This window comes from Paraburkholderia fungorum (genome assembly GCF_046027215.1).
GTDB lineage: Bacteria > Pseudomonadota > Gammaproteobacteria > Burkholderiales > Burkholderiaceae > Paraburkholderia > Paraburkholderia fungorum_D.
Map to the genome: position 1 here is coordinate 1348335 of NZ_JAQQEN010000001.1, position 24178 is coordinate 1372512.

Annotated in this window: 18 protein-coding genes and 1 pseudogene; 15 read left to right on the forward strand and 4 right to left on the reverse strand. The window is 63.1% G+C overall.

All coding sequences use genetic code 11. The features are described from left to right. Positions 1-49 precede the first annotated feature (49 nt). The 11 genes and pseudogenes from PQR27_RS06000 to PQR27_RS06050 form a co-directional block, all read left to right on the forward strand. Positions 50-739 carry an ABC transporter permease gene (locus PQR27_RS06000; RefSeq protein WP_408522797.1) on the forward strand — a complete coding sequence of 230 codons (690 nt, stop codon included), beginning with the start codon at positions 50-52 and terminating at the stop codon, positions 737-739. A 6-nt stretch (positions 740-745) separates the two neighbouring features. Next, positions 746-1459, forward strand: a complete 714-nt coding sequence (locus PQR27_RS06005) for an ABC transporter permease (protein ID WP_408522798.1) — start codon at positions 746-748, stop codon at positions 1457-1459. A gap of 78 nt (positions 1460-1537) precedes the next feature. After that, positions 1538-2329, forward strand: coding sequence for an ABC transporter ATP-binding protein (locus PQR27_RS06010; protein WP_408522799.1), 792 nt, complete (start codon positions 1538-1540; stop codon positions 2327-2329). Between the two features lie 34 nt (positions 2330-2363). Then, positions 2364-3413, forward strand: coding sequence for a GlxA family transcriptional regulator (locus PQR27_RS06015; RefSeq protein ID WP_408522800.1), 1050 nt, complete (start codon positions 2364-2366; stop codon positions 3411-3413). Positions 3414-3574: 161 nt separating this feature from the next. Further along, complete coding sequence (locus PQR27_RS06020) at positions 3575-4810, forward strand: aspartate aminotransferase family protein (RefSeq protein WP_408522801.1); 1236 nt, start codon at positions 3575-3577, stop codon at positions 4808-4810. Positions 4811-4865: 55 nt separating this feature from the next. Then, entirely contained in the window at positions 4866-5924 is a 1059-nt protein-coding gene (gene aruF, locus PQR27_RS06025) for an arginine/ornithine succinyltransferase subunit alpha (protein ID WP_408525418.1), read from the forward strand. Then, positions 5921-6952: an arginine N-succinyltransferase gene (astA, locus tag PQR27_RS06030; protein ID WP_408522802.1), complete on the forward strand. Its 1032-nt coding sequence runs from the start codon at positions 5921-5923 to the stop codon at positions 6950-6952. Before aruF ends, astA begins: the two co-directional genes overlap by 4 nt. Before the next feature lie 2 nt (positions 6953-6954). Continuing rightward, on the forward strand, positions 6955-8418 hold the full coding sequence (astD, locus tag PQR27_RS06035; protein WP_408522803.1) for a succinylglutamate-semialdehyde dehydrogenase: 1464 nt from the start codon (positions 6955-6957) through the stop codon (positions 8416-8418). 9 nt (positions 8419-8427) lie between these two features. Further along, entirely contained in the window at positions 8428-9768 is a 1341-nt protein-coding gene (astB, locus tag PQR27_RS06040; protein ID WP_408522804.1) for an N-succinylarginine dihydrolase, read from the forward strand. Next, a complete protein-coding gene (astE, locus tag PQR27_RS06045) occupies positions 9752-10804 on the forward strand; it encodes a succinylglutamate desuccinylase (protein ID WP_408522805.1) in 1053 nt (350 codons plus the stop codon). The genes astB and astE overlap by 17 nt, the downstream gene beginning before the upstream one ends. Positions 10805-10963: 159 nt before the next feature. Then, positions 10964-11140, forward strand: a pseudogene (locus tag PQR27_RS06050) (transporter substrate-binding domain-containing protein); the annotation flags it as partial. 76 nt (positions 11141-11216) lie between these two features. Here the strand turns inward: PQR27_RS06050 and PQR27_RS06055 are convergent. Then, positions 11217-11975, reverse strand: coding sequence for an acetoacetate decarboxylase (locus PQR27_RS06055; RefSeq protein ID WP_408522806.1), 759 nt, complete (start codon positions 11973-11975; stop codon positions 11217-11219). A gap of 293 nt (positions 11976-12268) precedes the next feature. Between PQR27_RS06055 and PQR27_RS06060 the strand changes: the two genes are divergently transcribed. Beyond that, a complete protein-coding gene (locus tag PQR27_RS06060) occupies positions 12269-13639 on the forward strand; it encodes an EAL and HDOD domain-containing protein (RefSeq protein ID WP_408522807.1) in 1371 nt (456 codons plus the stop codon). 115 nt (positions 13640-13754) lie between these two features. Here the strand turns inward: PQR27_RS06060 and PQR27_RS06065 are convergent, their stop codons facing one another. Together PQR27_RS06065 and PQR27_RS06070 are read right to left on the reverse strand one after the other, a co-directional pair. Further along, positions 13755-15212 (reverse strand): HDOD domain-containing protein, encoded by a 1458-nt coding sequence (locus tag PQR27_RS06065; protein WP_408522808.1) that lies wholly within the window; start codon positions 15210-15212, stop codon positions 13755-13757. Positions 15213-15303: 91 nt separating this feature from the next. After that, positions 15304-17118: a putative bifunctional diguanylate cyclase/phosphodiesterase gene (locus PQR27_RS06070; RefSeq protein WP_408522809.1), complete on the reverse strand. Its 1815-nt coding sequence runs from the start codon at positions 17116-17118 to the stop codon at positions 15304-15306. Positions 17119-17417: 299 nt separating this feature from the next. Between PQR27_RS06070 and PQR27_RS06075 the strand changes: the two genes are divergently transcribed. The 3 genes from PQR27_RS06075 to PQR27_RS06085 all read left to right on the forward strand — a co-directional run bounded on the left by PQR27_RS06075 (position 17418) and on the right by PQR27_RS06085 (position 20109). Then, the gene (locus tag PQR27_RS06075; RefSeq protein ID WP_408522810.1) at positions 17418-18755 is read left to right on the forward strand and encodes an EAL and HDOD domain-containing protein; all 1338 of its coding nucleotides are present in this window, start codon (positions 17418-17420) and stop codon (positions 18753-18755) included. A 237-nt stretch (positions 18756-18992) separates the two neighbouring features. Then, positions 18993-19556, forward strand: coding sequence for a peroxiredoxin (locus PQR27_RS06080; protein WP_408522811.1), 564 nt, complete (start codon positions 18993-18995; stop codon positions 19554-19556). 88 nt (positions 19557-19644) lie between these two features. Then, on the forward strand, positions 19645-20109 hold the full coding sequence (locus PQR27_RS06085; RefSeq protein WP_408522812.1) for a hypothetical protein: 465 nt from the start codon (positions 19645-19647) through the stop codon (positions 20107-20109). 748 nt (positions 20110-20857) lie between these two features. Here the strand turns inward: PQR27_RS06085 and PQR27_RS06090 are convergent. Then, positions 20858-24178 (reverse strand): efflux RND transporter permease subunit, encoded by a 3321-nt coding sequence (locus PQR27_RS06090; RefSeq protein ID WP_408522813.1) that lies wholly within the window; start codon positions 24176-24178, stop codon positions 20858-20860.

Genomic DNA, 24178 nt, shown 5'->3' on the forward strand with positions numbered 1-24178 from the left:
GCGCCTCAACGCCGGCCCTACTCGATAAAAAACCTGGATGGAGACTCCCGTGTTCCTTTACGGCTTTGGTCCGGTATTGCTGGCCGGCACGATCCAGACGATCGAACTGTCGGTCCTGTCACTGGCAACCTCTGTGCTGCTCGGCCTGGCAGGCGCCGCGGCGAAACTCTCCTTTAACCGGCCACTGCGCGCCATAGCCACCGGCTACACAACGTTGATCCGCTCAGTGCCGGATCTCGTCCTGATGCTGCTGCTCTTCTACAGCATCCAGATCGCCGTCAACAATCTCACCGACGCGCTCAATCTGCCGCAGTTCGATATCGATCCGTTCGTCGCCGGCGTGCTGACGCTCGGCTTCATCTACGGCGCGTATTTCACCGAAACCTTCCGCGGCGCGTTTCTCAGCGTGCCGCGCGGCCAGCTCGAAGCAGGCAGCGCATACGGGATGAGCGGCGCGCGCGTCTTCACACGCATCCTGTTTCCGCAAATGATGCGCTTCGCCCTGCCGGGCATCGGCAACAACTGGCAGGTGCTGGTCAAAGCCACTGCGCTGGTGTCGATCATCGGTCTCGCCGACGTCGTCAAAGCCGCGCAGGACGCCGGCAAGAGCACCTTCAACATGTTCTTCTTCATCCTGGTCGCCGCGCTGATCTATCTGGCGATCACCACCGCGTCGAATCTCGTGCTGATCTGGATGGAACGGCGCTATTCGATCGGCGTGCGGCACGCGGAGCTCTAACAGATCATGATCGATATCCTCAACCAATTCTGGCGCGCCTTCCTGTACTGGGACGGTCAGCGTATCTCCGGTCTCGCCGTCACGCTCTGGCTGCTGGTGGCATCGATCGGGATCGGCTTTTTCATGGCGATTCCGCTTGCCGTGGCGCGCGTCTCGAAGAAGCGCTGGCTGTCGACGCCCGTGCGCCTCTACACCTACGTGTTCCGCGGTACACCGCTGTACGTGCAACTGCTGTTGATCTATACCGGCATGTACAGCCTCGAATTCGTACGCTCGCACGAACTGCTCGACGCATTCTTCCGCAGCGGTTTTCACTGCGCGATCCTGGCCTTTGCGCTCAATACCTGCGCGTACACCACCGAGATTTTCGCCGGCGCGATCCGCTCGACCTCGCACGGCGAAGTGGAAGCGGCGCGTGCCTACGGCATGAGCTGGTTGACGATGTATCGCCGCATTGTGATACCGTCCGCGCTGCGACGGGCGCTGCCGTTGTACAGTAACGAAGTCATCCTGATGCTGCACGCCACCACGGTCGCCTTCACGGCCACGGTGCCGGACATCCTGAAGGTGGCGCGCGACGCGAATTCGGCCACCTATCAGTCGTTCGACGCGTTCGGCCTCGCGGCGCTGATTTACCTGGTGGTGTCGTTCGTGCTGGTGGCCTTGTTCCGGCGCGCCGAGCGTCACTGGCTGGGTTACCTGGCGGTGCGCACGCATTGAGCGCGCTGTGTTTGCAATGCGCGGCGCGCCTCGCGCGCCGTGACGAAGATTGATCCGTATTTTCACAGGGAGAGCATCTTGCTCCACACGACTCAAACCGAAGCTTGCAAGCTCGCCGTTCAGGACATCCACAAGCGCTACGGCGACAATGAAGTGCTCAAGGGCGTCTCGCTGAACGCAAACAAGGGTGACGTGATCAGCATCATCGGCGCGAGCGGATCGGGCAAGAGCACCTTCCTGCGCTGCATCAACTTTCTCGAGCGGCCAAACGCCGGGCAGATCGTCGTCGACGGCGAAACGGTCAAGACGAAAACCGACCGCGCCGGCAATCTCGAAGTCGCCGATCACAAGCAGCTGCAACGCATTCGCACCAAGCTCGCGATGGTGTTCCAGCACTTCAACTTGTGGGCGCACATGAACGTGATCGAGAACATCGTCGAAGCACCGATTCATGTGCTCGGCATGTCCCGTCGTGAAGCTGAAGACCGCGCGCGCGAATATCTGGAGAAAGTCGGCCTCGCGCCGCGTCTGGAAAAACAGTATCCGTCGCATCTGTCGGGTGGCCAGCAGCAGCGCGTGGCGATCGCGCGCGCGTTGGCGATGAACCCGGACGTGATGCTATTCGACGAACCCACTTCCGCGCTCGACCCGGAATTGGTCGGTGAAGTGCTGAAGGTCATGCAGAAGCTCGCCGAAGAAGGCCGCACGATGATCGTCGTCACGCACGAAATGGGTTTCGCGCGCAACGTGTCGAATCATGTGATGTTCCTGCACCAGGGCCGCACTGAAGAAGAAGGCTTGCCCGCAGACGTGCTGACCACGCCGCGCAGCGAACGCCTCAAGCAGTTCCTGTCCGGCAGTCTGAAGTAACGCGCGGCTCGCCTGCGCGTCTTACTCATCAGCAATGGCCCGCACGTCCAGCCCGGCTCGTACCACACAGGTCGCAATCGTTGCGTTGCCACCGGTGTCGATGTCGGGCGTCGGGCCGATCGTCGACGCCCTCAATCTCGCCAATGAAATCGACGGCCGCGCGCTCTACCGCGTGCAGGTCTGCTCGTGGGACGGCCGCGCAGTGCCGCTCGCGGGCGGCGCGCATTGGCCGGCCGATGCCGCTTTCGGCGACGCGATCTCGTGCGACTGGCTGATCATCGTCAGCGAGCGGTTCCAGCAATTCGCGGACTACCGTCTGTTTCTCGCGAGCCTTTCGCGCGTCGGTCAGCGTACGCCGCTCGTCACCGGCATTCATCACGGCGTCTGGTGGCTGGCCATGGCGGGGCAGTTGTCCGGCTATCGCGTGAGCGTCAACTGGGAAACCTATCAGCAGTTCTCCGAGCAGTTCGAGCGCTCGATCGTCACGCAGCAGATTTTCGAAATCGACCGCGATCGCGCCACCTGCGCGGGCGGTCAGGCCACGGTCGACTTCATGCTGGCGATGATCGGCCGCGAGCACGGTCCGGAACTCGCGGACCGGATCGCCGATACGCTCGGCGTCGGCGTGCTGCGCGCGGGTGAAGAGCGCCAGCGCATTCCGTTCGTCACCGCGCCGGGCGAGCGCCATCCGCGTCTGAACGATGCGCTTCTGCTGATGGAAGCGAATATCGAAGACCCGCTCACCACCGACGAAATCGCGGGCCTCGTCGGCGTGTCGCGCCGGCAACTGGAGCGCCTGTTTCGCCAGTATCTCGGCTCGATGCCGTCCAAATACTATCTCGGTCTGCGGCTTTCAAAAGCGCGCACGCAATTGCAGCGCACCAGCAAATCGGTGGTGCAGATCAGCCTCGCGTGCGGATTTTCGTCGGCGGCGCACTTTTCGAATGCGTACCGTGAACGCTTTGGTGTCACACCACGCGAGGATCGTCGTAACTGGATCGACAAGCAGACCGGCGCGACGGGTGCCGCGGCCAGTGAGCCGCGCCCCGGTGCGTTGATCGAACGGCCCGATCAGGCGGAATAAGCACCACGAATGGGCGGGAAGCATGGAAAGCGCGGCATTCGCGGCGCACATGTCTCAAACCCGCCCGGAAGCTCATAGAAAGCGTCGCGTATGCGCAAGACGTATCGCGTGCGGTTTCCTACACTACGTGTATTACCTCTCACCTGTAACGAGGATTTGCCATGAACGACCTGAACGTGACACGCCAGACCTTCGACGAAGTCATGGTGCCGGTGTTTTCGCCCGCGCCCTTCGTGCCGGATCGCGGTCTCGGCTCGCGTGTCTGGGATACGCAAGGCCGCGACTATATCGACTTCGCCGGCGGTATCGCCGTCACCGCGCTCGGTCATGCGCATCCTGAACTGCTGAAAGTGCTGCACGAACAGGGCGGCAAGCTGTGGCACATCGGCAATGGCTATACCAATGAGCCGGTGCTGCGTCTGGCCAGACGTCTCGAAGACCTGACCTTCGCCGACCGCGCGTTCTTCGCCAATTCCGGTGCGGAAGCGAATGAGGCCGCACTCAAACTGGCGCGCCGCGTCGCGTTCGAGCGCCATGGTGCGGATAAAGTCGAAATCATCTCGTTCACGCAATCGTTCCATGGCCGCACGTTCTTTACCGTGAGCGTCGGCGGCCAGCCGAAGTACTCGGAAGGCTTCGGTCCAGTGCCGGCCGGCATCACCCACCTGCCGTACAACGATATCGAAGCGGCGAAAAAAGCCATCGGCGCGCAAACCTGTGCGGTGATCGTCGAGCCGATCCAGGGCGAGGGCGGCGTGATTCCCGCCGACCCGGCGTTCCTGAAGGCGCTGCGCGAAGCCTGCGATCAACATGGCGCACTACTGATTTTCGACGAGGTGCAAACAGGCGTGGGCCGCAGCGGCTACTTCTACGCGTACCAGGACACGGGCGTGACGCCTGACATCCTGACCACCGCGAAGGCGCTCGGCAACGGTTTCCCGATCGGCGCGATGCTCACCACCAACGAACTGGCCGCGCATTTCAAGGTCGGCGTGCATGGCACGACGTACGGCGGCAATCCGCTGGGCGCGGCCATCGCCGAGAAGGTGGTCGAGCTGGTCAGCGACCCGAAGGTGCTCGAAGGCGTGCGCGCTCGCAGCGAAGCGCTGAAGGGGCATCTGGCGAAACTGAACGAACGCTTTGGCCTGTTCAAGGAAGTGCGCGGCAAGGGTCTGCTGATCGGCGCGGAATTGACCGACGCCTTCAAGGGCCGCGCAAAAGATTTCGTCACCGCGGCGGGTGCGCACGGCGTGGTCATGCTGATGGCGGGACCGGACGTACTGCGTTTCGTGCCGTCGCTGATCATGCCGCTCGACGATATGAACGAAGGCTTCACGCGTCTGGCGAAGGCGATCGAAGAAATCGTCGGCGCGAAAACCGAAGCGGCGTCGCACTGATCGGCTGCACCCGGTTACGGCACTCATCCATGCGTCACATTCAACAGGAACGATGATGCTCTTCGTACGCCCCGGCCGCCTCGCCGATCTCGATGCGCTCGAACACATGGCGCGCACCGCGCAACCGGTACTGCATTCGTTGCCGCACGACAGGCGTGCGCTCGAAGCGCGCGTCGCGTTGTCGGAAGACTCGTTTCGCGCGGATGCCGATTTTCCGGGCGAGGAGTTCTATCTGTTCGTACTCGAAGACGCGCAAAGCGGCAAGCTGATGGGCACGGCGAGTATCGTCGCCGCGGCCGGCTATTCGGATCCGTTCTACGCGTTTCGCAACGACGCGCTGATCCATGCGTCGCGCGAACTGCATGTGAACCGCAAGATTCACGCGCTGACCATGTCGCATGAACTGACCGGCAAGAGCCGGCTGGCGGGCTATTACATCGACCCGTCGCTGCGCGGCGAGGCGGCCGCGCATCTGATGTCGCGCGCGCGGATGATGTATATCGCCGCCAATCGCAAACGCTTTACGTCCGAGGTGTTCTCGCTGCTGCTCGGCGTCACCGACGATTCCGGCGTGTCGCCGTTCTGGGAGGCGGTGGGGCGCAAGTTCTTCGGCCGCAACTTCGCGGACATCGAAATCGAATCGGGCGGCCGCAGCCGCACCTTCATCGCCGAAGTCATGCCGACTTATCCCATCTATGTGCCGCTGCTGCCGGAAGCGGCACAGCGTGTGCTCGGCGAGCCGGATTCGAAGGCGTTGCTGGCCTACGAGATTCACCTCGAAGAAGGCTTCGAGACCGATCGTTACATCGATATCTTCGACGCAGGTCCGGTATTGACCGCGCAAGTGGATCGCAGCGCCTGCGTCACGCGCAATGAAACGCGCGTGGTGCATGAGGCCGCGGCGGCCGCGCAAGGCGCGGCGTATCTGATCGCGCACAACGGCGCCGACGGTGAATTCCGCTGCGTGCTCGGCAACCTGGCCGAAGGCAAACAAGCAGGCGCCGCGTTGCCGCACGCGGCGCGTGCCGCGCTCGGCGTGGAAGAGGGCGACGCCGTGCGCTGCGTGCCGCTGCACCAGCCCTCTGTGGCAGAACAATCGGGAGACGCACAATGATCGTCGTTCGCGTTGTGCAACGGGGCGATGTGGACGCGCTGATGGCGCTTGCCCAGGAAACCGGCCCCGGTCTCACCACTTTCAAGCCGGACCGCGATGCGCTCGCGGCACGCGTCGAACGCGCGCGCCGCACGATGGAAGACAAGGCCGCGCCGCATGAAGCCGGTTATTTCTTCGTGATGGAAGACACCGAGACCGGCGACGTGGCCGGCGTATGCGGCATCGAAACCTCAGTGGGTCTGGAGCAGCCGTTTTACAACTATCGCGTGAGCACGGTTGTGCACGCGAGCCAGGACCTCGGCATCTGGACGCGCATGCGTGCGCTGAATATCTCGCATGACCTGACGGGTTATGCCGAAGTGTGTTCGCTGTTCCTGAGCCCGCGCTACCGGACGAGCGGCGTGGGCGGTTTGCTGTCGCGTTCGCGCTTCATGTTCCTCGCGCAGTTTCGCGAGCGCTTTCCGCAGCGTCTGTGCGCGGAATTGCGTGGCCACTTCGACGCCAACGGCACCTCGCCGTTCTGGCGCGCGGTCGGCTCGCATTTCTATCAGATCGACTTCAATGCCGCGGACTATCTGAGTTCGCACGGCCGCAAGGCGTTTCTCGCCGAGTTGATGCCGCGCTATCCGGTGTATGTCGAGTTGTTGCCGGAAGAAGCGCAGGAATGCGTCGGCCTCACGCATAGCGACACGATTCCGGCGCGCCGCATGCTCGAAGCGGAAGGGCTGCGTTATGAGAACCACGTCGATATCTTCGACGCGGGTCCGGTGCTGGAATGCCATATCGCCGACTTGCGCACGGTGCGCGAAAGCGTGCTGGTGCGGGTCGAGATTGGCACCTTGAATGGACCGGCGGATGGGCCGAAGTCGATGGTATCGAATACGTCGCTCGGCGACTTTCGGGTGGGCGTGACAGCGGGCGTGCCGCAAGACGGCGTGTTCGTGCTGAGCGCTGCTGAAGCGGCCGCACTCGACGTGAAGGCAGGCGACCTGGTGCGGGTGCTGCCGCAAAAACACAAACAAGGATGATCATGAGCGAGCTTTTCATCGACGGCGAATGGGCCGCCGGCACAGGACCCGCATTCGCGTCGCGCAACCCGGGTACGGGGGCGACGGTTTGGGAAGGCAGGAGCGCCTCGGCGGACGACGTCGATCGCGCGGTGCGCAGCGCACGCCGTGCGTTTTCGACGTGGTCGGCGTTGAGCCTCGACGAGCGTTGTGGCGTGGTGCGCCGCTTCGCTGCGCTCGTGACCGAACGCAAGGAAGCGCTTGCCGAAGCGATTGGCCGCGAAACCGGCAAGCCGCTATGGGAAGCGCGCACCGAAGCCGCCTCGATGGCGGCCAAGGTCGAGATTTCGATTCAGGCCTATAACGAGCGCACCGGCGAAAAGCGCTCGGCGATGGCCGACGGCACGGCGGTGCTGCGGCACCGTCCGCATGGCGTGGTGGCAGTGTTCGGCCCGTATAACTTCCCCGGCCATTTGCCCAACGGGCATATCGTGCCGGCGCTGATCGCCGGTAACGCGGTGGTGTTCAAGCCCTCTGAACTCGCGCCGGGCGTGGCACGCGTGACGGTCGAAATCTGGCGCGACGCGGGCTTGCCGGCGGGCGTGCTGAATCTCGTGCAAGGCGAGAAGGAAACCGGCATTGCGCTTGCGAATCATCGGCAGATCGACGGCTTGTTCTTCACCGGTAGTTCGGATACCGGAACATTGCTGCACAAGCAGTTCGGCGGGCGGCCGGAGATCGTGCTGGCGCTGGAGATGGGCGGCAACAATCCGCTCGTCATCGGGCCGGTGGCCGATCTCGACGCGGCCGTGCACCATACCATTCAGTCGGCGTTTCTGTCGGCGGGACAGCGTTGCACGTGCGCGCGCCGTATTTTCGTGCCGAACGATGCCTTCGGCGACCGCTTTATCGAACGCCTGAGCGACGTCACCTCGCGCATCAGCGTGGGTGAATACAACGCCGATCCGCAGCCGTTCATGGGCGCGGTGATCTCGGCGCGGGCGGCTGCGCGTCTGGTCGCCGCACAGGAGCGCCTGCTCGCCGACGGCGCGAAATCGCTGCTGACGATGGAGCAACGCGATCCGCAGCTCGGCTTCGTCACGCCGGCGATTCTCGACGTGACCGGCGTGCAGGATCTGCCTGACGAGGAACACTTCGGACCGCTGGCACAGATCGTCCGCTACGGCACCTTCAACGAAGCGATCGAACGCGCGAACGACACCGAGTTCGGTCTGTCCGCCGGCCTGCTCGCCGACGACGAAGCACTGTGGACGCATTTCCAGCGCACCATTCGCGCGGGCATCGTCAACTGGAACCGGCCGACCAACGGCGCGTCCTCCGGTGCGCCGTTCGGCGGGCCGGGGCGTTCGGGCAATCACCGGCCGAGCGCTTACTATGCCGCCGACTACTGCGCGTATCCGATGGCTTCCGTCGAAAGCGCGCAACTGCAAATGCCCGCGAGCGTCTCGCCGGGCCTTCAATTCTAAGGATCGACGATGCAAGCCACTGAAGCCAATTTCGACGGCCTGGTCGGCCCGACCCACAATTACGCGGGGCTCTCGTTCGGCAACGTCGCGTCGCAGAGTAACGACAAGTCGATTGCGAATCCGAAAGCGGCGGCCAAACAAGGCCTTCGCAAGATGAAGCAATTGGCCGATCTCGGCTTTCATCAAGGCGTGTTGCCGCCGCAGGAGCGGCCGTCGATGCGCCTGCTGCGCGAACTCGGTTTTTCGGGCGACGACGCCACGGTCATCGCGCGGGTCGCCAAAGACGCACCCGAGTTGCTGTCCGCGGCGAGTTCCGCGTCGGCCATGTGGACGGCGAATGCGGCAACGGTGAGCCCGTCGGCCGATACGCACGACGGCCGCGTGCATTTCACGCCGGCCAATCTGTGCAGCAAGCTGCATCGCGCGATCGAACACGAATCCACCCGCCGCACGTTGCGCGCCATGTTCAGCGACGACAGCCGTTTCGCGGTGCATGAAGCCTTGCCCGGCACCCCCGCGCTCGGCGACGAAGGCGCGGCGAATCACACGCGTTTTTGCGCGGAATACGGCACACGTGGCGTCGAATTCTTCGTCTATGGCCGCAGCGAATATCGCCGTGGACCGGAGCCGAAGCGTTTCCCCGCGCGTCAAACCTTCGAGGCGAGCCGCGCGGTCGCGCACCGTCATGGCCTGGAAGAAGCGGCCACGGTGTATGCGCAGCAGAGCCCCGACGTGATCGACGCGGGCGTGTTCCATAACGACGTGATCGCGGTCGGCAATCGCAACACGCTGTTCTGCCATCAACTGGCGTTTGTCGAACAGAAGGCGGTGTACGACGAACTGCGCACGAAGCTCTCGACGCTGAAATCCGAGTTCAACGTAATCGAAGTGCCGGACGCTCAGGTGAGCGTGGCCGATGCCGTGACGTCGTATCTGTTCAACAGCCAGTTGCTGACGCGCCCCGACGGCAAGCAGGTACTGGTGGTGCCGCAGGAGTGCCGCGAGAATCCGCGCGTGGCCGCATACCTTGACGAACTGACCTCGCACACTGGTCCGATCGACGACGTGCTCGTATTCGATCTGCGCGAAAGCATGAAAAACGGCGGTGGTCCGGCATGCCTGCGTCTGCGGGTCGTACTGAGCGAAGCCGAGCGCGCGGCGGTCACGCCGGGCGTGTGGATCAACGATCAGTTGTTCGGCCGCCTCGATACATGGATCGAAAAGCATTATCGCGATCGTCTTGCGCCCGCCGATCTGACCGATCCGCAATTGCTCGCCGAGTCGCGCACCGCGCTCGACGAGTTGACGCAGATTCTCGGTCTGGGTTCGCTGTATGACTTCCAGCGTTGAGCGCGGCATGAGCGATTCGATGCTGGGCGATTTTCTGGCGTACACGCTGGCGGGCTCACGGCCCGCGTTGCAGGCTACACAGGGGACGTGCGCCAATGGCGTGCGCTGGTCGTGGCTCGACGACGGCGTGCTGCAAATCGAGCCCGCCACGCAGGAAGAGGGCGCGCGCAGCGTGCTGGCCTCGGCCGGCGTGCATGGCGACGAAACCGCGCCGATCGAATTGCTGTCGCGGCTCGTGCGCGATATCGCCAACGGCAATGCCGCGCTAACGTGCCGCCTGCTGGTGATCCTCGGCAACGTCGACGCCATGCGCGACGCCTGCCGTTATCGTGACGACGATCTGAACCGCCTCTTCAGCGGACGTCACACGCAGGTGCCGCACAGTCATGAAGCGCCGCGTGCCGCCGCGTTGGAGCAGGCGGCAATCCGGTTCTTCGCCGCTGCTTCGACTGAAGTCGGCGCGCGCTGGCACATCGACATGCATACGGCGATTCGCGCCTCGGCCTTCGAGCGGTTCGCATTGCTGCCGCATACCGGCAAGCCGTTTTCGCGCGCGATGTTCGAGTGGCTCGGCGAGGCGCGCATCAGCGCGGTGCTGTTGCACACCACCAAGGGCACCACCTATTCGCACTTCACCGCCGAGGCCTGCGGCGCCGAAGCCTGCACGCTCGAACTCGGCAAGGTGCGTCCGTTCGGGCAGAACGATCTGACGCGCTTTAGCGGCGCTGACGAAGCCCTGCGCGATCTGCTGGCCGGCACGAGCGGCGCAGCGCACGCTGCGATGCCGCGCGTGTTTACGGTCATCGACCAGCTCACCAAGCAAAGCGAAGCATTTGAATTGCTGGTGGCAGCCGACGTCCCGAACTTCACGCCGTTTGCGAAAGACACCTTGCTTGCACGCGACGGCGACTATCGCTACACCGTGCGTCACGACGAAGAACGGATCGTGTTCCCCAACCCGACGGTCAAGCCGGGTTTGCGCGCCGGACTGCTGGTCGTCGAGACCACTCAGGACACCCTGTCCACGCTCGTTTAGACGGCCACTGTCTTACGCTTCGCCGCCGACTCTCATTCAAATCCCCTTGCCTGAACGCGACACGAATTTGCACCTTTGCTGTGCATGGCGGTCGCACGACGGCCTGAGTGTGTCTCGTGCCGCCCGCCTGGCGTGCTTTGCGAAGTCTGTACAATCGCCGCCGGCCCGGCCGTCACCGACGAGAAGCTGCTCGGCGCGGGCGTGGGCTTTGGCATCCGCAAGGGCGACAAGGCGCTGAAGGATGCGCTGAACCAGGCACTCAAGGAACTGAAGGCGGATGGCACGATCGACCGCTTCGCCGCGAAGTACTTCGACGTGAAGGTGGTGTTGAAATAAATCGCAGTGAGCGTTGACTGATGCAAACGGCCGCTGATGCGGCCGTTTGCATATTGGGCTGAGCGACCAAGGTGAATCAGCGTGCCTTGGCCTCGGGCTGGTCCAGATAATCGAATACCACTTCACCGAGACCGAGCGTGAGGTCGGCAAGCAGGTGCCGCGCCTCGACGATTTCGAGCACCGGCAATTCCGCGACCGGCGCGAGTGCATGCGGCGCCAGTTCCAGCGAGGCCGGACCGGTCCATGCGCCTTTCAGATCGATGTCCTGCAGGTAGTAGCGCACCAGTTCGCAGATGCGCGGCGTGCCGTCCACATGCGGGATCACCTTGAGCAGGAAGTTCGGCGTCTCCAGACGCTTTTTCTGCTGCGCCAGATCGAGCTGGCGGTGCTTGTAGCCCATCGTGCCGGTGGCGATCCGCACTGGGCCGTAGTCGAGCGTGCCGACCATGGTGTCGGTGTGCACTTCGAGCACCGGCCTGGCGAGCTTCTTCGGGAACCCCCACAACTCGCGGCCGCCGGCGATCGGCGGATGGTCGTCCAGATACATCGCCAGCGTGTAACCGCCCGCAACGCCGTTGAATGAGACCGGAATCACCTGGCCGCTTTCGGTGTAGTCGCCGAAACCGGTCGAATCCGGCATGCGAATGAATTCGTAATGCACCAGCGGCTCGCCGATTTCCAGAGGCTCTGGCACGACCGCCCGCAGTTTGTCCGGATCGGTGCGGTAGGTGATGATCAGAAATTCGCGGTTGATGAACCGGTACGGGCCCATCGGAAACGCCGGGTTCGTGATCGGCATCGCGAAGGCATTGGACAACACGCTTTTGACGTCCATGGTTTTTCCTTGGTGATTAAGCACGGGAGTAAAACGGGTGGAACGCTTCTGCATTGCACAACAGTATCGTCGATTCCCTCGCAGGTTTCAGCGACACGGCTTCCCAATTATTTGGAGATATTGCTGCACGGCCATGTCCGGGCGTGGCGCGCTGCGCTAAAATCGCCTGGCACGGTGCAGGCGCCCGCAGAGCAGGCGCCATCTGGCGCCGCGGCCCTCGGGGTAGGGACGCGCGCGGTGAACACCACAAAATACAGCAGTGAGCGCCGAGGTGGCGCTTAGCGGGGGACTGAATGACCACCATCGCAATCGAAAATCCGGGCCAGGCGGACGCCACGGACGATGCGCAACTGAACGCAAGTTTTGCACGTCAACCGATCCTGAATCGGGACGGCATGCTGTGCGGCTATGAGATCAAGGTACGTGCGCCGGTGCTGCCGGTCGAGGAGCAGGACGCATTGGCGCCGCTCTCCGGTGCAGCCGCGAGCGCCGATGTTCTGCCGGGCCGCGCGCCCACTCCGGAGCAACGGGTGACGCGAGCCATCGTGCGCGGATTGATCGATGGCAATGTGCGCGGCGCGCTCACGGGGCACCCGGCCTACGTGGACGTGAACCGCGAGATGCTGTTCGACGATTCGATTCTGCGTCTGCCCGCCGAGCGCTTCATGCTCGAAATATCGCCGGCCATCGAGGTCGACGAGGCGCTCGTTGCGCGCATCGTGCAATTGCATGGGCGGCGCTATCGCTTCGTACTCGACGAAGTGACGCAGCCCAATGAGACCTTTGCCCGGCTGCTGCCGTACGCGGAGGCCGTCAAGATCGATTTCACGCGTACGCCGGCCGCTTTGTTGGCCAAGCTCGCGAGCGTGCTCAAGTCGGCGGGCAAGCTGTTGATTGCGCTGGGCATCGACGCACAGGCCGATTTCGAAACCGCGCACGGACTCGGCTTCGACCGTTTCCAGGGCTATTTCTTCGCGCGCGCGCAGACCTCGACGAGCCGGCGCGTCAGCGCGCCGCGGCATGCGTTGCTGAACCTGCTGCAGTTGCTTTCGGGCGAGCCGACCGTCGCGCAGCTCGAAGCCGAACTCAAGCTGAATCCGGTACTGGTGATGCATCTGATGAAGCTCGCGAATTCGAGCGGCCTTGCGGTGGGCCATAAGGTGACCACGCTGCGCGACGCGATCAACGCGACCGGCACGAATCGGATCGCGCGCTGGACGCAATTGCTGTTGTATGCGGACGGCCGCAAGGTTGCGCTCGAGGACGACCCTCTGCTGCAACTGGCGGCGACCCGGGCGCGTTTCATGGAACTGGCGATCGAGCGCTTGCCTGAAGCTGGCCGCGATGAAGCGGATGCGGCGTTTCTAACCGGCGTGTTTTCGTTTGTCGATGCAGTGTTCGGTGGTTCGCTTGAAAGGACGTTGAATGTGCTGACGTTGTCGCGGCCGATCCAGGCGGCGATTCTGCATCGCGAGGGCATGCTGGGTTTGCTGCTTGCAACGGTGGAAGCGCTGGAGTGCGGGGCGTGGGATGAGATCGAGACGCTTTGTGCGCGCTTGCAGCCGTTGACGGTGGAAGACATCGCGCAGCTCGGGTTGGCGGCGGGCGCGTGGGCCGGGGTCGCGGATCGGAGTGCGGAGGGGTTGGAGAGGATTGAGGATTGAGGCAGGTCCCAGGAAGCCGCGGCATGCTGCGCATGCCGGCCTCGGCAACCTGAACTTAGGGCAAATGCAAAATCAGCGGGAGTGAAGCAACGCGATCAACGATCACGCCAGGCCTTCACATCGTCTCCATTTCCCGCATTTGCCCCAGGCCAAAAAAACGGCCTAACTCCTTGGCCAGTTCATTTAGCGCACCCATTTCCTTCTGTGAAATCCTGCGAGGCTCCTGGGTGTGCGACCAGTCGCCATATAACAGTGCCACCGTCTGATCGCTTTCGTCGACCACCGGCAGCAGCACGAAGGCGCGGGCGTCGTCGAACGAGCGGCGGAACCATTCGGGCAGCCGCGCGACCATTTTCGGATCGCGCGCATTCTCGATGAAGATGCCCACCGAGTTCGCGATCGCGAGATGAAACACGTCGGGTTCGAATGCGGTGTTGAAGGTCAGCCGTGGCAGCGCGGCGTCGATCTTTGGACCGAGTCCGAGGCGGGCCTTGAACGTGCCGTTGCTGTGCTTGACGAACACCACCGTGCGCGCGAAGCCCAGTGCGGCCAGCACGGTTTCCGATGCCATGGCCAGCGCGGGCGCGAGCGGACTGCCGTCGGGCAGGCCGCGCAGATCTTCAACCCCCACGCCGATCCGCGCTTCCGGGTTGAGCGCCTCGCGCGCAATCGCATCCGCGTTGGCGCGCAACTCGACGATTTCGCGCATCACGCCGTCGCCGCCTTCTTCGCGGGCGAGCGCGACGCTCATATCGAGCAGCACCTCCGGATCGGTGTTCAGCGCGCCGCTATATTCCTGCGCCAGTTCGGCAATGCGTGCCTCGCGCTCCCAGTCCGGCATGTTCTGGGTGGTCAGCACGTCGGCGACCGCCGTCGAATAATTGGTGATGGCGCGTAGCCACTGAACCTGGCGTGGCTGCTCGGTATCCTGCGGGTCGAACTCGCCCATGCCGGAGCGGATCATGTCGGGCAAGCGCCAGCGCACCGCGGCTTCGGCGCCGATTTCGTCGAATGTGACGCCGAGCACCAGCACGCACGCCTCGGTTTCGAGCGTGCCGGTTTCGATATGACGGCGGATCTGGTCCCACTCGGCGTCGAGATAGAACACCACCAGTAGCTTGCCGATCTGCCGCATCAGCGTGCAGACCACGGCTTCTTCGCCGGCGCGCAGATCGCCGCGCTCAGTCAGCTTACGCGCGACGCAGCCCGATAGCAGCGTGCGGTTCAGTTCCAGTTTCGCATCGATACGGCGCGGCGCGCTGTGATGAAAGTGATCGACGATCTTCAGGCCGACCACCAGATGGCCGACCGCATCCATGCCGAGCACCATCAGCGCGCGCGACACGGTGGTGATATTGCCGCCGAACGCCATGTACATGGCCGAGTTGGCAAGCCGCAGCACTTTTTGCGTCAAGGCGAAATCCGACAACACCACCTGGACCAGGCCGGTGAAATCGAGGTCGTCGTTGTTCATCGCCGTCATGGTGGTGCGCAGCGACTGCGACAGCATGGGGAAATCGCCGCGCTCGCTCATCCGCGACCAGAGCCTGTCGAGCACCGCCGCCTTTACCATGTGAGTCCCGCAAAAGCCATACATGTTCCAATGAGTGCCACGCCGGCATGAAACCGGCTTCTTCCGCTGTGCAAGCGCCGTGCTTGCATCGCTATGCGGTGTGCAAGTGAAGCGTGCGCGCTTCGAAACGCCGCGCGAGTTCGTCGGAAGGCAACGCCTTGCAGACGAGCCATCCCTGTATATGGTCACATCCCATCTCGGTGAGCAGGGTGCGTTGTGCTTCCGTTTCGACGCCCTCGGCGACCAGCTCGAGATCGAGCGTTTGCGCGAGACCAACCACTGCGCTAACGATTGCCTGATCGTTCCGGGAGGTTAGCAGATTCTCGACAAAACTCCGGTCGATCTTGAGCTTCGCCAGCGGGAACCGTTGCAGGTACGCGAGGCTCGAGTAGCCGGTGCCGAAATCGTCGACCGCGAAACGTATGCCCATCGCGGTCAGTTCTTCGAGCAAACCCTTGGCGTGCGCCGGGTCGTGCATCAGCAGGCTTTCGGTGATCTCGAACACGAGGCGGCGCGGATCGATACCGGTCAATTCGATCGCCTCGCGCACCGAATCCTTGAAGCGCGGATCGCGAAACTGCTGCGGCGACACGTTCACAGCCACGTATTGCAGCGAGATGCCCTGGGCATCCCACTGGATCAACTGCATGCAGGCAACCTTCAACACCCAGTTGCCGAGGAAGTTGATGAGCCCGATCGATTCCGCGAGCGGAATGAACATCGACGGCGGAACCAGGCCATGCACCGGGTGCAGCCAGCGGATCAACGCTTCCACGCCGACTACGCCGTGCGTGCGGCTGCTGGTGATCGGCTGGAAGTGCAGCGAGAACTCGCCGTTGCGAACCCCGTCGTAGAGGTCCGCTTCCAGTTTCAGGCGCTCGGCATCGGCCGGGTTGTCGTCCGGAACATAGAAAGCGAGCGTGTTGCCGCCGGCCGCCTTGGCCTGCAGCAGGGCATGATCGGCCCAGCGCAGCAGGTGCGTATCGTGCGCGGCGGTGTCGTTGACGTGACGCACGTCGGGGTAGAGCGCAATGCCGATGCTCGCCGACAGGTGCACCTGCTGGCCGCTGAATACATACGGCTGCTGGATCGCGGTCAGCAGGCGCCGGGCCAGCGTTTCGGCGGCAGCTGCGGCGTCGGTGCGGTTGGCCGCGGCCTTCACGAGGATCGCGAACTCGTCGCTGGCCACGCGCGCCACCATCTCGCTCGGGCTCGTCATATTCAACAGGCGCCGTGCGGTGTCGCGCAGCATCTCGTCGCCGGCGTCGTAGCCGAGCGCGCGGTTCACGCGCTGATAGTCGTCGATATCGAGCAGCAGCAGGGCGACGGGCGTGCCATGCGTGTCGGCCTGCTGTTGCGCGTCGATCAGCGCGGGGATCAGCGCCGACTGGTTGGCCAGGTTGGTGAGGCGGTCCAGATGCAGCGCCTGGGTCAGACGTTCCTCGGCCGCGCGCCAGGCCGATACGTCGAAGCCGGCGATCGCGAAGCCGTCGACGCCGTCATGGCTGTTGCGTACCACGCGCAGCTCGACGGTGATCGGGTAGGTCAGCGACTTGATAAGGCCGAGCGTCGACTTCTCGACATTGCCCGACGCGATGGCGCGCGCGAGCAAGCCGTCGAGGCGCGGCACATCGGCGGGTGCGACGAGATCGTGCAGCGTGATGGTCTCGAGGTACTCGCGGTGATAGCCGATGAAGCGCAGGCTGGCGTCGGACACATAGAGGAAGCGCAGGTCGCTATCGACGTGCGCCAGCAGGTCGACGGCGCCGACCACCTGTTCCAGTTGCGCCGTGCGGCTTGAGCCGAACTGCGGTTTGCCGTCCGCGCGCCGGCCGAACGCACGAATCCGCTCAATGACCGTGCGCAAGGAGCCCCGGCGGGGCGCGGTGATCCTGTTCGCTTCCATGTTTGTCGCTGGCAACCTGTATTCGTCTGCAGGCGGGGCGGCTCGCTGTCCGCCGTATCTGGGCGGCCGAGAGGTATCAGGCCGCCCCATCAGAACAAGATAACGACCCGTGCCGGAAAATCTTTAGCGGCGGCTGAAAAAAACCGCCGCTAACACAGGGCCTGCGCGGTTCGCTACCGTCGCGGAAGCGATTCAGTTAAAGTGCGACGGCTTCGCGACCGTTAATACGACAAACCCGTTGTGCAGTGCTGGCCGTGACGCCGCTGCCTAGCCTCCCCGAATACTTGCACCGATGATCCATGTCTGAACGTCACTTTGTCAGGGCCACCCCCGGGCACATCGAGGTACGTGACCCATGCGCCGATGGCATTGATCCAGCATTTCAGGCGCAATTCGTCTATTTGGGCCGCCAGCCGATTCTCGATCGCGACGGGGCGCTCAATGCCTACGAATTGCTGTTCCGGGCCGGCGCGCACAACTACGCCGAAGTCACCGACGACGCCCAGGCGACGGCGCAGGTCGTAGCGCGCGCGATCGGCGGAATCGGTGTGGCGGCGGTCCTTGGGCCGCACCGAGGCTTCGTCAATATCGATCGCGCGCTGCTCTTTAACGACATCGTCCACCTGATGCCGCCGGAGCGCTTCGTGCTCGAAATCCTCGAGACGGTGCAAATCGATGCGCAACTGGCCCGCCGACTGACCGAGTTGCGCCGCGCCGGCTTTCAGGTGGCACTCGATGACGTCAGTGAACTGTCCGGTGAACTGACCGCCGCGTTGCCGCACGCCGATATCGTCAAGATCGATTTCCTGCAGACCGATCGCGCGGTGCTTCCCGGGCTGGCGTCGATGCTGCGCGATCACGGCAAGACGCTGATTGCCGAAAAGGTCGAGACTCGCGAAGACTTCGAGCTGGCTCGCGAGCTCGGCTTCGATCTGTTCCAGGGGTACTTTTTTGCGCGGCCGCAGGTACTGGCCGCGCCGCGCAACCGCTCGCCGCGTCCGGGATTGCTGCGTTTGCTGGCGCTGCTTTCGCGCGATGCCGGCATTATCGAACTCGAAGCGGAGCTCAAGCTGAATCCGAGCGTGGTCGTACAACTGCTGCGGCTCGTCAACTCGAGTGCGTTTGGTCTCGGGCGCAATATTGCGTCGTTGCGCGAGGCCATTCTCGCCACCGGCACGCGGCAAATCGCGCGCTGGACGCAACTGCTGCTGTACGCCGACGCGGGCGATCTGCCGTGGCGCGCCGACCCGCTGGTGGAGCTGGCCGGTACGCGTTCGCGCTTCATGGAACTGGCCGCGAACCGGCTATGCCCGTCCGACGACGATTTTGCCGATGCCGCCTTCATGACCGGCATTTTTTCGCTGATCCACATCGTGCTCGGCAGCTCGCCGGCGACGGTGCTCGAGAAGCTGGGTCTCGCGCCGCAGATCCGTCAGGCGATCGTTTCGCGCAGCGGGGCGCTGGGCACCTTGCTGCGCATTGCCGAAGCGGCCGGCGAGGGTGCTGATGCCGCGCAGATCGCCGCCGGGCCTGATGCGCCGGTCGGCTTCGACCGGCTCACGCCCGAGGTGCTGGCCGAGTTGAACCTGTCCGCAGCGGCGTGGTTCGGCGCGCATATCGAGGCAGCGGCTACCTGAGCTTTCACGCTCGAGGCGCCGGTTTGGGCTTATCGGATATCGGGGATGGCCTGGCGCAACGCCGGGACATCCCGCGTGGTTTCCGCCCGCGGGCCTATCTGCGCATCCTTTCCGCAGTTTCCTACGTATATCTTCCGAACGTGGTCCAATAGCGAATGGAGAGCGGCTGGCGTTCAACTGGCGACCGCCGGGATTGATTGCACGAACGGTGTGCACTAACGCGTGGAGGTGATGCAGATGAAGAGGAATTTCATATCGGCGGCGCTCGCTGCTGTTTTGTCGGTGGGATTCACGGCGTATTCGCTGACGGCCTCGGCGACGCTGAAGCCGGGCGACACGGCGCCGGCTTTTACCGCGCAGGCTTCGTTGGGCGGCAAGACCTATACCTATTCGCTTACCGACGAGCTGAAGAAAGGGCCAGTGGTGGTGTATTTCTACCCGGCGGCTTTCACGAAGGGATGCACGATCGAGGCGCACGAATTTGCCGAGGCAGTTGATGAGTACAAGAAATATGGTGCGACGGTGATTGGTGTGTCGCACGATAACATCGACACGTTGACGAAGTTTTCGGTGAGCGAATGCCGCAGCAAGTTCCCGGTGGCGGCGGATGCCGACTCGAAGGTGATTGGCGAATATGACGCCGGCCTGCCGATGCATAGCTCGATGGCCAATCGTGTGTCGTATGTGATCGCGCCGGATGGCAAGATCATTTACGAGTACACGAGTTTGTCGCCGGAGAAGCATGTCGAGAACACGCTGAAGGCGGTGAAGGATTGGGCGGCGACGCATAAGCCGCAGTAAGGGCGGGGCGCTGCGCGGCTGTTATTTTTGCCGCTGGAATGTGGCGTTGCCCATGCTGGGCTGACATTTTCTGTCTTGCGAGCTTGCCATGCCGATTGTGGTTGCTTTGATTGCGTTGATCGCTGTGGTGTATGGCGCAGTGCGGGGTTTTTATGCCTTGCAGGCGGCGTTTGGGTTGGGGGTTGCGGTTGGTGTTGCTGTGCTTGTCGGCGCGCTTTTGATTGCTGGGGTGGTGTATTGGTGGCGACGTCGGCAGGAGGTGGCCGCTAATATCCGCGACGGCGATTGGACCCATGAGGTTAAAGGCGACTGGGGGTCAGTTAGGCTCGCTGCCGGTAAGCGGTTATGTGAGATTCGCCTGGGCGGCGAGCAAGGGTTTTATATTTTTGCTGACCTGGTAGGGGTTGAGGCGCAGGGCCTTGGTGGTCAGTGGAAAGTGGCTTTGACTGTTAAGGATGCCAAGCATCAGGTGTGGGTTTTGCCCATGCTGGGCGCGCGGCAGGCTAAGCAGTGGGAGCGGGTTTTTTTGCTTGCCATCGGGCAGAAGTTGTAGGTTTTTTTTTTGCCTTTGGCGGCGGCATTTCCTTGTGCTTGCCTCTTTGGCCTTTCCTTGCTTTCTTATTGGTTTATTAGTGTTCCCCCTGTGCGGGGGGCACCTACTTTTCTTTGCCTGCCGCAAAGAAAAGTAGGCAAAAGAAAGCGGCTCAAACCGCTAATTTTTAAGCGGGTCCCCTGGCTTGGAGGGGATCGTGGCTCCGTAGAGATTGGGCCTGCGCACCTGCCTGCCTGAGTGACCAGGCCGTCATACTTCCGGCGGCGCTGCGCGCGCCGAGGCAGTACTTCATCAAACCGGCCGCCGGGTTTTACGTATGCGATTCGCCCAATGCGCTGACTCGCTGACTTTGGTGCTGGCACGAGCACCTCCAAAACCATTGGTGCTTTTCAGCGCCTCGCCGAGGCGAAGCCGATGGCCCCCACCACAAACAACCGAAGCCCCCGGTTTCCCTGGTGAACCCAACCGCGACGCACGCAGTGCGGAGTGGGAGCGGATGACGGCTGTGTCACTGGCGCTTATGGACCGAGGTGTGATCCGTTTATCGCGCCACCAGCCCCTCCAAGCCAGGGGACCCACTTAAGAGTTGGCGGTTTGAGCCGCTTTCTTTTGCCTACTTTTCTTTGCGGCGGCAAAGAAAAGTAGGTGCCCCCCCCCCGCACAGGGGGAACGCTAATAAACCAGCAAGAACACAAGGAAAGGCCAACGCCGCAGGCACAACGAAATGCCGCCGCCAAAGGCAAAAAAATCAGGAAGGAGCGATTCCAGCTCGCCGACCCTTCCCGGATTCCCATTTGACCCGAATCCGATCCATATAAAGATAAACCACCGGCGTGGTGTAAAGAGTCAGCATCTGACTAACAATCAACCCGCCCACAATAGCGATCCCCAAAGGAGCGCGAAGCTCAGCCCCTTCTCCTCGCCCGAACGCCAACGGCAAAGCCCCAAGCAGCGCTGCACAGGTCGTCATCATGATCGGTCGGAACCGCAGCAAACAGGCCTGATGAATCGCGTCCCTCGACGACAACCCATGCCGGGAGGCTTCAATCGCGAAGTCCACCATCATGATCGCGTTCTTCTTCACAATGCCGATCAGCAAGATCACCCCGATCAACGCAATGATGCTGAACTCGGTCTTGAACAGCAGCAACGCCAGCAACGCCCCCACGCCAGCGGAGGGCAACGTGGACAAAATCGTCAGCGGGTGGATATAACTCTCATACAACATCCCCAGCACGATATACACCGCCGCCAGCGCGGCCAGAATCAGGATCGGCTGGTCGGACATGGATTGCTGGAACGCCTGCGCAGTGCCCTGGAAACTGCCGTGTATCGTCGCCGGCATGCCGATCTGCGCCATCGTGTCGTAGATCGCCTGCGTCGCCGTCGATAAGGACACACCCGGCGGCAGGTTGAACGAAATCGTCGAGGCCACGAACTGGCTCTGGTGATTCACCGACAACGGCGTGTTCCCCGGCCCAAAGCTCGCGATCGCCGACAACGGCACCATCGTCTCCTTCGCGGTCGATACCGCCGCGCCCGAAGACGCACTCGACTTGCCACTCGCCGCAATCGAATTGATCGCCTGGTTGCGCGCGGAATCGGCCGCAATGCTCGCCACACTCGAAGCCGTCGTGCCGGCCGTGCCGCCCGCCGACGCGCTGGTCGAAGTAGAAGTTGGGGTGCTTGCCGTTGCCGTCACCGTGCCGGCCGGCGCGTTGGTGGTCTGCGCGCCGCTCGCGCTGCCGCCCGAGGTGCTGACGTAAATCTGGTTCAGCATGTCCGGACTCTGCCAGTACTTCGGCGCTACTTCCATGATCACGTGGTACTGGTTCAGCGGGTTGTAAATCGTCGATACCTGACGCTGGCCGAACGCGTCGTACAAGGTGTTGTCGATCTGCGCAGGCTTGATGCCAAGGCGCGCGGCGGTCGCCCGGTCGATCGTGACCATCGCTTCGAGGCCGCCCTGCTGCTGGTCGGAATTCACGTCGGCCAGTTCGGGCCGCGCCTGCAGCGCTTCAGTGAGCTTCGGTCCCCACAGGTACAGGTCGGGTGTGGAATCGGCCAGCAGTGTGAACTGATACTGCGCGTTCGATTGCCGCCCGCCAACGCGGATGTCCTGCACCGCTTGCAGGAAAGTGCGCGCGCCGGCCACGTCGCCAAGCGGCGCGCGCAGTTGCTGGATCACCTGATCGGCGGATAACTTGCGCTCGCTCTTCGGTTTCAGCGAAACGAACATGAAGCCGGAGTTGGTCTGCCGGCCGCCGGTGAAACCGGCCACGCTGTCCACCGCCGGATTCTTGCCGACGATCTCCATCATTTGCGCGAACTTGCCTTTCATCGCCTGGAACGAGGTGCTCTGGTCGGCCTGGATGCCGCCGATCAGACGGCCGGTGTCCTGCTGCGGAAAGAAGCCCTTCGGCACGATGATGTACAGCCAGATATTCAGGCCGATGGTGGCGAGCAGAATCGTCACGATCAGGCGCGGATGCAGCAGCGCCCAGCCGAGCGTGCGTTCATAGCCGCGCTGCATCGAGGCGAAGCCGCGTTCGAGCCAACGCCCGAAGCGGCCTTCTTCTTTCTGTTCGTGCGGCTCGCGCAGCAGGCGCGAGCACATCATCGGCGTCAAGGTGAGCGAGACGATCAGCGAGACGCCGATCGCCAGCGAGAGTGTCAGCGCGAACTCGCGGAACAGCCGCCCGACAATGCCGCCCATCAGCAGAATCGGCAGGAACACGGCGACCAGCGAAATGCTGATCGACAGCACCGTGAAGCCGACTTCGCGCGCGCCGAGGAACGCGGCCTTCATGCGCGGCACGCCGTTCTCGATATGCCGTGAGATGTTCTCCAGCACCACGATCGCGTCGTCGACCACGAAACCGGTTGCGATCGTCAACGCCATCAGCGAGAGGTTGTCGATCGAAAAGCCCAGCATATACATCGCACCGAACGTGCCGATGATCGAGATCGGTACGGCGACGCTCGGAATCAGCGTGGCGCGCCAGTTGCGCAGGAACAGGAACACCACCATCACCACCAGCGCCACCGCGATCATCAGCGTGCGCTCGGTGTCTTTCAGCGAGGCGCGGATTGTCGTGGAGCGGTCGGAGGCCGGCGCGATGTCGACGTCGGCGGGCAGCGACGCATGCAACTGCGGCAGCATCGCGGTCACGCGGTCGATGGTATCGATGATGTTCGCGCCAGGTTGCCGGTACAGAATCACCAGCACCGAACGCTTGCCGTTGAAGAGGCCGAGGTTGCGCAGATCTTCGACCGAATCGACCACTTCCGATACATCGGAAAGTTTCACCGCCGCGCCGTTGCGATAGGCGATGACCAGATCTTTATACTGCGCCGCTTTGCTCGCCTGGTCGTTGGTATAGATCTGCACGCGGTTCGGGCCGAACTCGATCGAACCTTTCGGGCTGTTCGCGTTGGCCGCGGCGAGTGCCGCGCGTACGTCCTCGAGACCGATGCCGTAGTGGGACAGCGCGTTCGGTTCCAGCTCGACGCGCACGGCCGGGTTGGCTGAACCGCTGACATCCACTTCGCCGACGCCGTCGACCTGCGACAGCGACTGTTGCAGTACGGTGGCCGCGGAGTCATATAACTGTCCGGCGGTCAGTGTTTTCGATGTGAGCGCCAGAATCAGGATCGGCGCGTCGGCTGGATTCACCTTGTGGTAAGTCGGGTTGCTGCGCAGGCTCGTCGGCAGGTCGGCACGGGCGGCGTTGATGGCCGCCTGCACGTCGCGCGCGGCGCCGTCGATGTCGCGATTCAGGCCGAACTGCATGGTGATGCGGGTGGAGCCGACCGAGCTTTGCGAGGTCATCTCGGTCACGTCGGCGATCGAGCCGAGATGCCGCTCGAGCGGACTTGCGACGCTGGTGGCGACCGTGTCCGGACTCGCGCCCGGCAGGGTGGCCTGCACCGAAATAGTCGGGAAATCGACCTGCGGCAGCGGCGCCACGGGCAGCTTGGTGAACGCGAAAATGCCGGACAACGCGATGCCGATCGCCAGCAGCGTGGTGGCGACCGGGCGGGAGATAAACGGGCGCGACAGATTCAT